Below are 12,782 nucleotides of genomic sequence, written 5' to 3'. Positions count from 1 at the left end.
AGACCGGAATGGTGTCAGCGACGGCTTTCGCCTATCACATCATGTCCATTCCGCCCGTTCAGCGCGCTTGACGCGCTGAACCATCTTAGATGATGGGCGGATTCATGAACGATGCTGTGAAAGGCCGCTGGCCTATCACATCATGTCCATTCCGCCCATGCCGCCCATGCCGCCCGGCATGCCGCCGCCAGCCGAATCCTTCTTCGGCAGCTCGGCGATCATGGCTTCGGTGGTGATCAGCAGCGATGCAACAGAAGCAGCGTTCTGCAGTGCCGTGCGGACAACCTTGAGCGGGTCGACAATACCCATGGCGATCATGTCGCCATATTCGGATGTCTGGGCGTTGTAGCCGTAGTTGTCTTCGTTCTTGTCGAGGACCTTGCCGACAACGATCGAAGCTTCGTCGCCTGCGTTTTCAGCGATCTGACGAACCAGCGACTGCAGGGCGCGGCGAACGATGTTGATGCCGGCTTCCTGGTCGTCGTTTGCACCCTTGACGGTGATCTTCGTGGAGGAGCGCAGCAGAGCGATACCGCCGCCTGGGACGATGCCTTCCTGAACAGCAGCGCGTGTCGCGTTGAGCGCGTCGTCGATGCGGTCCTTCTTTTCCTTCACTTCGACTTCCGTCGAGCCACCGACGCGGATGACGGCGACGCCACCAGCGAGCTTGGCAAGACGTTCCTGCAGCTTTTCGCGGTCATAGTCCGAAGTGGTTTCTTCGATCTGAGCCTTGATCTGTGCAACACGGCCTTCGATGTCGGTCTTGGCGCCCGAACCGTCGACGATCGTGGTGTTTTCCTTCGAGATCGAAACCTTCTTCGCACGGCCGAGCATGTCGAGCGTGACGGATTCGAGCTTGATGCCGAGGTCTTCGGAGATCACGGTGCCGCCGGTCAGGATGGCGATGTCTTCGAGCATGGCCTTGCGGCGATCGCCGAAGCCAGGAGCCTTGACGGCAGCGATCTTCAGGCCGCCGCGCAGCTTGTTGACGACGAGCGTAGCAAGAGCTTCGCCTTCGACGTCTTCAGCGATGATCAGGAGCGGCTTGCCGGTCTGAACGACAGCTTCGAGAACCGGAAGCATCGACTGCAGGTTCGAGAGCTTCTTCTCGTGAAGGAGAATGAAGACGTCTTCGAGGTCGGCGATCATCTTTTCCGGGTTGGTCACGAAGTAGGGGCTGAGGTAGCCGCGGTCGAACTGCATGCCTTCGACGACTTCGAGTTCGGTTTCGGCGGTCTTGGCTTCTTCAACCGTGATGACGCCTTCGTTGCCGACCTTCTGCATGGCTTCAGCAATGTCGAGACCGACCTGCTTGTCGCCGTTTGCCGAGATCGTACCGACCTGTGCAACTTCTTCCGAGGTGGAGATCTTCTTGGCCTTGGCCTGGAGATCCTTCACGACGTCAGCAACAGCGAGGTCGATGCCGCGCTTCAGGTCCATCGGGTTCATGCCGGCTGCAACGGCCTTGTTGCCTTCGCGAACGATCGCCTGGGCAAGAACGGTTGCAGTCGTGGTGCCGTCGCCGGCGATGTCGTTGGTCTTCGAAGCGACTTCGCGGACCATCTGCGCGCCCATGTTTTCGAACTTGTCTTCGAGTTCGATTTCCTTGGCGACGGAAACGCCGTCCTTGGTGATGCGCGGAGCGCCGAAGGACTTGTCGATGATGACGTTACGGCCCTTCGGGCCGAGCGTTACCTTGACTGCATCGGCGAGAATGTCGACGCCACGCAGCATTTTTTCGCGCGCGGTGCGACCAAACTTGATTTCTTTAGATGCCATGATTGAAACTCCTCATTTCGAGTGTCCGGGTTCTGGACCCGTAGGCTAAGTCGGAAAGGCCAGCGGCTGATCAGCCGATGATGCCCATAATGTCGGCTTCCTTCATGATCAGAAGGTCTTCGCCGTCGATCTTGACTTCGGTGCCGGACCACTTGCCGAACAGGATGCGGTCGCCAGCCTTGACGTCGAGTGCGACGACCTTGCCGGACTCATCGCGCGCGCCGGAACCGACGGCGACGATTTCGCCTTCCTGCGGCTTTTCCTTGGCGGTATCGGGAATGATGATGCCACCCTTGGTCTTGGCTTCGGACTCAACGCGGCGAACAACGACGCGGTCGTGAAGGGGGCGGAAGTTGGTGCTTGCCATTGTCTAATCCCTCGATCGAATGACATTCGCGGGCCGGATCGGCCCACATGGATATATGTTAGCACTCCCTTGCGGTGAGTGCTAGCGACGAGCATTTAGGGATGGCTCCGAAAGGAGTCAATGAGAGCCATCACGAATTTTTGTGCCGGAATTGTGAAGAGGCCGGAGAATTGCGGAGATTGCGGCCGAAACCCCGCCCGTTGCAGCACGGCAAAGAAAATGCCTTGCCATCGCCTTGCGCCTTTGCAATGTCACCGGTGACTGAAGCGGGGAAATCGGAATGGCCAGGCGGATAGAAAACTTCTCGGAGATAACAGGTCACTATGATGTGGTGCTCTGCGATGTCTGGGGCGTCGTTCACAATGGCGTCGATCCGTTCCCGAAGGCAGCCGCTGCCCTTGAAGCGGCCCGCGCCAACGGCGTCGCCGTCGTCCTCATCACCAATTCGCCGCGCCTTTCCTGGCAGGTGGTCGAGCAACTGCGCCAGATCGGCGTTCCCGACAGCGCCTATGACAGGATCGTCACATCAGGCGACGTCACCCGCCGGCTGATTGCCGAAGGGCCGAAGACGGTCTTTCTGCTCGGCCCCGAGCGCGACAAGGCGCTTCTCGAAGGCATTGGCGTCGAGCGTAGTCCGGCCAGCGAAGCGCAATCGTTGGTCTGTACCGGCTTTTTCGACGACGAAACCGAGAAGCCGGAGGATTACACCGACATGCTTTTGGAATTCAAAGCCCGCGAGGTGCCGATGATCTGCGCCAATCCCGACCTCGTCGTCGAGCGCGGCCATCGCATCATCCCCTGCGCCGGCGCCATGGCCGCCTATTATGAGCAGCTTGGCGGCAGCACCCGCATTGCCGGTAAACCGCACCGGCCGATCTACGAGGCGACGCTGGCCGCTGCTCGCGAGCTTCGCGGCGATTTTCCCGTCGACCGCGTGCTGGCGATCGGCGACGGCATGCCGACTGATGTGCGCGGCGCCTTGAATTACGGCCTCGACCTTCTCTACATCAGCGGCGGTATTCACGCCAAGGAATACACCTTGAACGGCGAGACCGACGAGGCGATCCTCAACGCCTATCTTGATCGGGAAAACGCCGCGCCGAAGTGGTGGATGCCGCGCCTTGCATAAAGAGAAGCCAGCCGATGACCGTTTTCCACCGCAATGAAACCCGGGAACCCTTGCCGGCCCATCTGAAGGGCGGCGTCATTGCCATCGGCAATTTCGACGGCGTGCACCGTGGCCACCAGTCGGTGCTGAACCGCGCGCTCGAAATCTCCAGGGCGCGCGGCATCCCCGCCTTGGTGCTGACGTTCGAGCCGCATCCGCGCACGGTCTTCCGGCCTGAGGCGCCGGTCTTCCGCCTGACGCCGGCGCCGCTGAAGGCCCGCATCCTGGAAACGCTCGGTTTCAGCGCCGTCATCGAATATCCCTTCGATCATGAGTTCTCTCAGCGCTCGGCCGACGATTTCATCCATTCGATTCTCAAGGATTGGCTCGGCGCCTCAGAGGTGGTCACCGGCTTCGATTTCCATTTCGGCCGTGGCCGCGAGGGCGGTCCCGCTTTTCTGATGAATGCCGGTCAGACCTATGGCTTCGGCGTCACCCTGATCGACGCCTTCCGCGACGAAAACGCCGACGTCGTCTCTTCGAGCCATATCCGCGCGCTTTTAAGCGATGGCAATGTCAGCGAAGTCGCCGGCATGCTGGGTTATCATTACACGGTTGAGGCCGAAGTGATCGACGGCGAAAAGCTCGGCCGGCAGCTCGGTTTTCCCACCGCCAACATGCGCCTGCCGCCGGAGGTCGAACTCGCCGCCGGCATCTACGCCGTCCGCTTCCGCCGCCAAGACGGCACGCTGCACGACGCCGTCGCAAGCTACGGCCGCCGCCCGACGGTGACGCAAAACGGCGCGCCGCTGCTCGAAACCTATCTTTTCGACTTCAGCGGGGACCTCTACGGCCAGCGCTGCGCCGTCTCCTTCTTCGGCTATATCAGGCCCGAGCTGAAATTCGACGGCCTCGATCCGCTGGTCGCCCAGATCAAGCGCGACGAGGAGGAGGCGAGAGCACTGCTTTCCGGGGTGAAACCGCTCGGCGAACTCGACCGGAAGCTTTGTTTTTCCTGAGGTCGCGATGAGTGTGGCAGTCGCGGGTAGACTAGTGATTCCCGCCATTGCTGCCGATGGCGCACCCGCGAATTCTGCTCTTCCTTTTCCAGTCAAAAACGCCTATGAACCGCCGCTATGACGAAATTTCGGCTGGCGATGACGATGCGAATTATCGGCCCGGCCTTCCGCGCGCGCTAAGCGGCCGGGAGGTCCGGGTTTTCAGCGCTTGGATATAAGCGCTTCCGTCACCAGCTTTTTCACGCCGTTGCGCCCCTTTCTGGGCCGCCAGAAACGATTGTCCCGATATGACCGACACAGCCGAAAAGATCGACTATTCGAAGACCCTCTATTTGCCTGAAACCGATTTCCCGATGCGCGCCGGCCTGCCGCAGAAGGAGCCGGAGCTGGTCAAGCGCTGGCAGGAGATGGGTCTCTACAAGAAACTGCGCGCCTCGGCCGCCGGCCGCGAAAAGTTTGTGCTGCACGACGGCCCGCCCTATGCCAACGGCAACATCCATATCGGCCACGCGCTGAACAAGATCCTCAAGGATGTCATCAACCGTTCGTTCCAGATGCGCGGTTACGACGCCAACTACGTGCCCGGCTGGGATTGCCACGGCCTGCCGATCGAATGGAAGATCGAAGAGAAGTACCGCGAGAAGGGCAAGAACAAGGACGATGTCCCGGTCAACGAATTCCGCCGCGAATGCCGTGAATTTGCCACCGGCTGGATCAAGACCCAGGCCGAAGAGTTCAAGCGTCTCGGCATCGAGGGTGACTTCGACAATCCCTATACGACGATGAACTTCCACGCGGAATCGCGCATCGCCGGCGAACTTTTGAAGATCGCCGCAAGCGGTCAGCTCTATCGCGGCTCCAAGCCGATCATGTGGTCGGTCGTCGAGCGTACGGCACTGGCCGAAGCTGAAGTTGAATACCAGGACTACGAGAGCGACACGATCTGGGTGAAATTCCCGGTCGTCGACGGTCCGGCCGCGCTCAAGGATGCGTTCGTGGTCATCTGGACGACCACGCCCTGGACGATCCCCGGCAACCGGGCGATCTCCTTTTCCGCGCGTGTCTCCTACGGTCTCTATGAGGTGATGGCTGCCGAGAACGAATTTGGTCCGCGTCCCGGCGAAAAGCTGATCTTTGCCGACAAGCTGGCTGAAGAATCCTTCGCCAAGTCCAAGCTGCAGTACCAGCGCCTGGGCGATGTCTCTACCGCCGACTTCGCAGCGATGACCTGCGCTCATCCCTTCAAGGGTCTCGGCGGCGGCTATGAATTCGCCGTGCCCCTGCTCGACGGCGACCACGTTACCGACGATGCCGGCACCGGTTTCGTTCATACGGCACCCAGCCACGGTCGCGAAGACTTCGATGCCTGGATGTCGGCTGTCCGCTCGCTTGAGGCCCGCGGCATCGACACCAAGATCCCGTTCCCGGTCGATGACGGCGGCTTCTACACATCGGACGCCCCAGGCTTCGAAGGCGCCCGCGTCATCGACGACAACGGCAAGAAGGGCGATGCCAACGACCGCGTCATCAAGGCTCTGATCGAATGCAAGGCGCTCTTTGCCCGTGGCCGACTGAAGCATCAGTATCCGCATTCCTGGCGCTCGAAGAAGCCGGTGATCTTCCGCAACACGCCGCAATGGTTCGTCTATATGGACAAGACCCTTGCCGACGGTTCCACGCTGCGTTCTCGCGCGCTCGGTGCGATCGACGACACCCGCTTCGTGCCCGCCGCCGGCCAGAACCGGTTGCGGGCGATGATCGAGGGCCGCCCGGACTGGGTTCTTTCTCGTCAAAGGGCATGGGGCGTGCCGATCGCCGTTTTTGCCGACGAGCAGGGCGAGGTCCTGGTCGACGCCGCCGTCAACGCCCGCATCCTCGAAGCGTTTGAACAGGAGGGCGCCGACGCCTGGTTTGCCGAAGGCGCCAAGGAGCGCTTCCTCGGCAACGATCATGACCACTCCCGCTGGGTGCAGGTCATGGATATCCTCGACGTCTGGTTCGATTCTGGCTCGACACACACCTTCACGCTCGAAGACCGCCCGGACCTGAAGTGGCCGGCCGACCTTTATCTCGAAGGGTCAGACCAACATCGCGGCTGGTTCCATTCGTCGCTGCTGGAATCGGCTGCCACCCGCGGCCGCGCGCCATACAACGCCGTCCTCACCCATGGCTTCACCATGGACGAGAAGGGCGAGAAGATGTCGAAGTCGAAGGGCAACGTCACCGCGCCGCAGGAAGTGATGAAGGATGCCGGCGCCGACATCCTGCGCCTCTGGGTCATGACCTCGGACTATGCCGACGACCTGCGCGTCGGCAAGACGATCATCCAGACCAATGTCGATGCCTATCGCAAGCTGCGCAACACCATCCGCTGGATGCTCGGCACGCTCGCCCACGACACGGGCGAGGAGATCGCCTTTGCCGATCTGCCGGAGCTGGAGCAGCTGATGCTGCACCGGCTTGCCGAACTCGACGCGCTGGTGCGCGAAAACTACGATGCCTTCGACTTCAAGAAGATCGCCCGCGCGCTGATCGACTTCGCCAATGTCGAGCTTTCGGCCTTCTATTTCGATGTCCGCAAGGATGCGCTCTACTGCGACGCGCCGTCGAGCCTGCGCCGGCGCGCCAGCCTGCACGTCATCCGCCAGATCTTCGATTGCCTGGTGACCTGGCTTGCCCCGATGCTGCCCTTCACCACCGAAGAGGCTTGGCTGTCGCGCAATCCGTCTGCCGTTTCCGTGCATCTGGAGCAGTTTGCCCCGGTTGCAAAGGAATGGCGCAACGAGGCCCTGGCCGACAAGTGGAAGAAGATCCGCGCCGTCCGCTCGGTTGTCACAGGCGCCCTGGAAATCGAGCGCAAGGACAAGCGCATCGGCTCCTCGCTGGAAGCCGCGCCCGTCGTCCACATCGCCGATCCGGAATTGCTGAAGGCGCTCGAAGGCCAGGACTTCACTGAAGTCTGCATCACCTCGGCAATCGAGATCAGGGCCGACGACGGCCCGGCGGATGCCTTCCGCCTTGCCGAAGTGCCTGAGGTCAGTGTCGTGCCGAAGCTTGCAGAGGGTGAGAAATGCGCCCGCTCCTGGCGCATCACCAGGGATGTCGGTTCCGATCCCGAATATCCCGATGTCTCGGCCCGCGACGCTACCGCCCTTCGCGAACTTGCCGTGCTCGCGTGAAGATTATTGCCGGGTGAATTGCGTTTTCGCGGTTCATCCGGTAAAAGCTGCCTGAAAATGGCCGGATTTTTGCGTCAGGGGGACGGTTGTCCGGTTGGGCAACGATTGCACCGGTGGCTGGAAGGGTTTTCATGTTCGCAACGCATTGGTTCCGTATGGGCGCCTGCCTGTCTGTCGTCATGGCGGGATGCTCACTGGTCTCCAGCTGCGCCAGCAGCCCGACCTACGGCACCGACAAGACTGCCATGGAGCAATTGACCGACGATCTCGGCCAGTCCGTGTCATTGACCGGGCCGGATCCGAAGAACAAGGGCGTCAAGTACACGCCGCGCCCGACGCTGGTGCTGCCGGCCCAGGCGCAGAAGGAGACCCTCGTTGCGCCGCAGCAGACGGTCGCCAACAAGGACAATCCGCAATGGATTGAATCGCCGGAGGAAACCCGCGCCCGCCTGGTCGGGGAGGCAGACGCGAACTCGGACAATCCGAATTACCGCTCACCGCTCGCCAGCTCGGCAATCGAAGGCGGCCGGCGCACGACGGAAGCCCAGACCAAGGCCTATCGTGAAGCCCGCGCCCTGCAGAAGGGCTCCTATATCGATCAGCGCCGCTATATTTCCGATCCGCCGCCCGGCTACCGCACCGTCGACGATCCGGCAAAGCTTGATGATCTCGGCGAGCCCGAGCTCAAGAAGCAGAAGAAGCGCAAGAAGGATGCGGCGGTCGCCAACACCGGCAAGCAGTGGTGGAACCTCCTGCAATAGCAGCTTGTCCCGGTGCTTAGGCGCGGCTGTTTGGTTGGTTAGAGTTTGTTAGACAGCGCCGGTCAGCCTCTCATCCGCCGCCGGCACCTTCTCCCCGCTTGCGGGGCGAAGGGGAATAGCCGCAACCTCTCCGTCCCTAGCCAACGTCTTGCAGGGCACGTCGCGCCCCGTTTACGGGGAGAGGGTTAGGGTGAGGGGCAGCCAATAGCGCGAAAGCCGAAGATGACGGCATGCGTGCGGATTACGGCGCCTCTCTTTTTTGCGAAAAGAATGTCCGCAAAATCTCTGCCGCTTCCACCTCGTTGAAGCCGGAATAAACCTCCGGAGCGTGGTGACAGGTCGGCTGCACATAAAATCGCACGCCATTGTCGACGCCGCCGCCTTTCGGGTCTTCGGCGCCGTAATAGAGCCTGCGGATACGCGCAAACGAGATGGCTGCCGCGCACATGGTGCAAGGCTCGAGCGTCACGTAGAGATCGGCGCCGACGAGACGCTCCTGTCCGAGCGCTTCGCAGGCAAGCCGGATCGCCGCGATTTCAGCGTGCGCGGTCACGTCTTTAAGCTCGCGCGTACGGTTTCCTGCCCGTGAAATGGCGATATCGTTGACAACGACGACGGCGCCGATCGGCACCTCGCCGCGTTCTCCGGCGGCACGCGCTTCTTCAAGCGCCATCTCCATGAAACGATTTGTCTTCACGATCGCAAGAATTTCCACTTAACCGCAGATGCGTGACCTGATAGACAGGCCCAAAAGGCAGGCAAACAACAAATGACACCCAAAGACAAGCCAAAACGCCCGGGCGCAAAGCCCTTTTCACGGGACGACGGGCCGAAGGCCGGCGCGAAGCCGGGCGGCCCGAAGCCGGCAAAGGCTGCGATCGCCGCAGAGACCGATAGCGAGGCCAAGGCCGAACGCATTTCCAAGGTGATGGCGCGCGCCGGCGTCGCGTCCCGCCGCGACATCGAACGCATGATCATGGACGGTCGTGTGACGCTGAACGGCAGGGCTCTCGACACCCCGGTCGTCAACGTTACGCTCGCCGATCGCATCGAGGTTGACGGCGTGCCGATCCGCGGCATCGAGCGCACCAGGCTGTGGCTCTATCACAAGCCGGCCGGTCTGGTGACCACCAATGCCGATCCGGAAGGCCGCTCGACCGTCTTCGACAATCTGCCGGAAGAACTGCCGCGCGTCATGTCGATCGGCCGCCTCGATATCAATACCGAAGGCCTGCTGCTGCTGACCAATGACGGCGGTCTTGCCCGCGCGCTCGAGCTGCCGGCCACCGGTTGGCTGCGCCGCTACCGTGTCCGCGCCCATGGCGAGATCGATCAGGATGCGCTCGACAAGCTGAAGGACGGCATCGCCGTCGACGGCGTGCTTTATGGCTCGATCGAGGCGACGATCGACCGCACTCAAGCGTCGAACGTCTGGATCACCATGGGTCTTCGCGAAGGCAAGAACCGCGAAATCAAGAACGTGATGGGCGCGCTCGGCCTCGACGTCAACCGCCTGATCCGCATTTCCTACGGCCCGTTCCAGCTCGGCGACTTGCCGGAAGGCCATGTCATCGAAGTGCGCGGCCGCACGCTTCGCGACCAGCTCGGCCCGCGCCTCATCGAGGAAGCCAAGGCGAATTTCGACGCGCCGCTCTACAATGCGCCGGCCGTCGCTGCCGAGGACGAGGCTGAAGCCCCAGTGCCGGAAAGGCGCGAGCAGCGTCCGCGCCGCGACGAGGACAAGCGCGAACGGGCGCTGAGCCGCCTCGACACCAAGCGCGACGATCGCCACGGTGGCGGCCGTAGAGATGACGATCGCCGCGATGGCGGCCGCAGGGATGATGACAAGCCGAAGCGTCCTCAGCCGCTCGGCCAGCGTCGCAGCGCCAATGTCTGGATGGCTCCCGGCGCCCGGCCGCTTGGCGAAAAGGCTGCGGCGAAAGCCGCCAAGAATGAGCAGACCGCGCGCCGGCGCGGCGAACAGGCGCCAGCAAAGGGTGCCGGTTCCCACCATATCGAAGATCGCCCGCGCACGCAGATCAATCGCGTGCGCGAGGAGGACGGCGAATGGATCCGCTCGAGCGAGCAGCCCCATCGCAAGGATGAGGGTGAAGGCTCCGGCCGCAAGCGTTCGTTCGGGGATCGGCCTGCCCGCGAAGACCGCGGTTTTGGCGACCGCCCGGCGCGCGGCGAACGCCGCCCCCGTGAAGGGGGTGACGAACGTCCGCGGACCAGAAGCTCTGCAGGCGAAGGCCCGTTCGGAGCGTCCGCGCGGCGACCGGCCTTTCGGTGATCGTCCTTCGCGTGGCGATCGGCCCTTCGGCGACAAGCCGCGTGGTGATCGCAGACCGCGCGAGGATGGTGATGAACGTCCGCGCGCAGCCAGAGCCTCCGCCGGCGAAGGCCGCTCCGAGCGTCCGCGTGGCGAACGGTCCTTCGGCGATAAATCGACGGGCGGCAGGCCTTCGGGCGATAAGCCTTCGGGTGACAAGCCACGCGGTAAGGGCTTTGGTGCGAAGCCGGGTGGGGCCAAGAATTTTTCCGGTAAGCCGAAGGGCGACAGGCCGGGAAGTGACAGGCCGGGCGGCGACAAGCCTGCGGGCGGGCCGTCCAGAGGTGGTGCAAAAGGAAAGGGAATGACACGCGGTGCGGATCGTCGGCGGTGAATTTCGCGGACGGCCTCTCGCCGTGCCAAAATCCAATGATATCCGGCCGACTGCCGACCGGACGCGCGAGAGCTTGTTCAATATATTGAGCCATGCCTATCCGGAATGTGTCGACGGCACCCGGATCCTCGATCTTTTTGCCGGAACCGGCGCCGTTGGCCTCGAAGCCGTTTCACGCGGCTGTCGCCACGCGCTCTTCGTCGAAAACAGCGTCGAGGGCAGGGCGCTGCTCTGGGAAAACATCGATGCGCTCGGCCTGCACGGCCGCACGCGCATCCTGCGCCGCGATGCCACCGATCTCGGCAGCGTCGGCAATCTCGAAGCCTTCGACGTGCTGTTTGCCGACCCGCCCTATGGCAAAGGTCTCGGCGAGAAGGCGATGGCGGCCGCCGCAAATGGCGGCTGGCTGCGGCCTGGCGCAATCGCGGTGCTGGAAGAACGCGCCGATATTGTCGTTTCCGTGCATCCTTCCTATGTTTTCCTCGAAAACCGCGTCTTTGGCGATACGAGGGTGCATTTTTTCCGGTATCAGCCGCAATAAGCGGGGTGGGCTGTGCAGCAGGCAGAGATCATCAGCCCGAAATTGCCTGCGATCAGCGATCTTCCAACGGTCGCCGTCGCTTTCGGCGGCGGCGGCGCGCGCGGGCTTGCCCATATCCATGTGATCGAGACGCTCGACGAACTCGGTATCCGCCCGGTGGCGGTTTCAGGCTCGTCGATGGGTGCGATCATGGGGGCGGGCATGGCCGCCGGCATGTCCGGTGCCGAAATTCGCGAACATGCGCTGGCGACCGTCGGCAACAGGACGGCCGTCGTCAGCCGCATCTGGGGCCTGCGGCCGGCGACGGTGCGGGATGCGGTGGCCAAGGGCATCCGCATCGGCCAGTTCAATCTGGAGCGGATCCTCAAGGCCTTTCTGCCGTCCGAGCTGCCGGCTCGCTTTGAAGATCTGCTGGTGCCGATGAAGGTGATCACCACCGATTATTACGGGCAGTGTGAAGTCATCATCGAAGAGGGCGAGTTGTTTCCGGCACTTGCCGCCTCGTCCGCCATCCCCGCCGTCTTCATGCCGGTGCGCCTGCGCGACCGCGTGATGATCGACGGCGGCATCAGCAACCCGGTGCCCTATGAACCGCTGATGGATCTTGCCGATATCGTCGTCGGCATCGATGTCGTCGGCGCGCCGGAAGGCGACGGCACCCATATTCCGAACCGCATGGAGAGCATCTTCGGTTCCGGCCAGCTGATGATGCAGACGGCGATCACGCTGAAGCTGAAGCTCCGCCCGCCGCACATTTTCCTGCGCCCGGCAGTCGGCCGCACCGGCGTCATGGATTTCCTCAAGGCCCGCGACGTGCTGGCCATGTCGGTCGGCGTCAAGGACGACCTGAAATTCGCTCTCGACCGCGAGATCGAAGCGCGGCTGAAGCGCTAGCGTCTCTTCGTTTCATTGGGCATGGCCCTCATGGCCGTCGCCCGCGCCGTTTGATGCCTTGTTCATCATCACCACCGTACCCTCGAAGCTTGAGAACAGCGTTAGTGCCGAGGGATCGAGGCCGGCCTCGGCCTCTCTCAGTCTCGCTGCCAGCCCGGCCGCGTCATTCGCCGCGAGCCCGATCTTCTCCAGCGTCCGGGCGTCCTTCAGACTGTCGCCGCTGCAGAGGTAGATGCTCCAGCCATGATGCGTCTTTTTCAGCAAGGCGCGTCCGCCGCGTCCGTCCTGGCGCCAGCCGGCGATCGCCCAATCGGCCTGAACGACGACTGGGGCGATGTCCAATGGCTTGTCAGGCGTTTCGAACATCAGCTTCAATCCTGCCGGGATCGCCTGTTGCGGGTCGTTGTCTGCAGATGCCATGGATGCGAGCAGCAGGCAGGCAAGAACGGCAATGATCTTCTTCATCGA

General features: G+C 62.5%; 10 protein-coding genes and 1 pseudogene. 7 read left to right on the top strand and 4 right to left on the bottom strand.

Features of this window, described 5'->3' with window-relative positions; translation table 11 throughout:
- Positions 1–135: 135 nt before the first annotated feature.
- Both groL and groES read right to left on the bottom strand, forming a co-directional pair.
- Complete coding sequence (gene groL / locus RCCGE510_RS20260; protein WP_007633036.1) at positions 136–1,779, bottom strand: chaperonin GroEL; 1,644 nt, start codon at positions 1,777–1,779, stop codon at positions 136–138.
- Positions 1,780–1,849: 70 nt separating this feature from the next.
- The gene (groES, locus tag RCCGE510_RS20255; protein WP_003545797.1) at positions 1,850–2,146 is read right to left on the bottom strand and encodes a co-chaperone GroES; all 297 of its coding nucleotides are present in this window, start codon (positions 2,144–2,146) and stop codon (positions 1,850–1,852) included.
- Between the two features lie 280 nt (positions 2,147–2,426).
- On the opposite strand from groES, the gene RCCGE510_RS20250 reads away from it, so the two are divergent.
- From RCCGE510_RS20250 to RCCGE510_RS20235, 4 genes are all read left to right on the top strand, one after another.
- A complete protein-coding gene (locus RCCGE510_RS20250) occupies positions 2,427–3,275 on the top strand; it encodes a TIGR01459 family HAD-type hydrolase (protein WP_007633034.1) in 849 nt (282 codons plus the stop codon).
- A gap of 14 nt (positions 3,276–3,289) precedes the next feature.
- Positions 3,290–4,273 (top strand): bifunctional riboflavin kinase/FAD synthetase, encoded by a 984-nt coding sequence (locus RCCGE510_RS20245; protein ID WP_007633031.1) that lies wholly within the window; start codon positions 3,290–3,292, stop codon positions 4,271–4,273.
- A gap of 287 nt (positions 4,274–4,560) precedes the next feature.
- The gene (gene ileS, locus RCCGE510_RS20240; RefSeq protein WP_007633029.1) at positions 4,561–7,452 is read left to right on the top strand and encodes an isoleucine--tRNA ligase; all 2,892 of its coding nucleotides are present in this window, start codon (positions 4,561–4,563) and stop codon (positions 7,450–7,452) included.
- 131 nt (positions 7,453–7,583) lie between these two features.
- A complete protein-coding gene (locus RCCGE510_RS20235) occupies positions 7,584–8,213 on the top strand; it encodes a hypothetical protein (protein ID WP_007633027.1) in 630 nt (209 codons plus the stop codon).
- A gap of 241 nt (positions 8,214–8,454) precedes the next feature.
- Here RCCGE510_RS20235 and RCCGE510_RS20230 read toward each other — a convergent pair whose 3' ends face one another.
- Positions 8,455–8,892, bottom strand: coding sequence for a nucleoside deaminase (locus tag RCCGE510_RS20230; protein WP_007633025.1), 438 nt, complete (start codon positions 8,890–8,892; stop codon positions 8,455–8,457).
- Between the two features lie 90 nt (positions 8,893–8,982).
- Here RCCGE510_RS20230 and RCCGE510_RS20225 point away from each other — a divergent pair.
- From RCCGE510_RS20225 to RCCGE510_RS20215, 3 genes and pseudogenes are all read left to right on the top strand, one after another.
- A pseudogene (locus RCCGE510_RS20225) lies at positions 8,983–10,879 on the top strand (pseudouridine synthase).
- Positions 10,860–11,420, top strand: a complete 561-nt coding sequence (gene rsmD, locus RCCGE510_RS20220; RefSeq protein WP_007633023.1) for a 16S rRNA (guanine(966)-N(2))-methyltransferase RsmD — start codon at positions 10,860–10,862, stop codon at positions 11,418–11,420. Before RCCGE510_RS20225 ends, rsmD begins: the two are co-directional and overlap by 20 nt.
- A gap of 12 nt (positions 11,421–11,432) precedes the next feature.
- Positions 11,433–12,314 carry a patatin-like phospholipase family protein gene (locus tag RCCGE510_RS20215; RefSeq protein ID WP_007633014.1) on the top strand — a complete coding sequence of 294 codons (882 nt, stop codon included), beginning with the start codon at positions 11,433–11,435 and terminating at the stop codon, positions 12,312–12,314.
- Between the two features lie 12 nt (positions 12,315–12,326).
- Here the strand turns inward: RCCGE510_RS20215 and RCCGE510_RS20210 are convergent, their stop codons facing one another.
- Positions 12,327–12,779, bottom strand: coding sequence for a copper uptake system-associated protein (locus RCCGE510_RS20210; RefSeq protein WP_007633013.1), 453 nt, complete (start codon positions 12,777–12,779; stop codon positions 12,327–12,329).
- Between the last annotated feature and the right edge of the window lie 3 nt (positions 12,780–12,782).

Source organism: Rhizobium sp. CCGE 510, from assembly GCF_000292525.1.
Taxonomy (GTDB): domain Bacteria; phylum Pseudomonadota; class Alphaproteobacteria; order Rhizobiales; family Rhizobiaceae; genus Rhizobium.
This window is presented reverse-complemented; position numbering and strand designations above follow the sequence as displayed.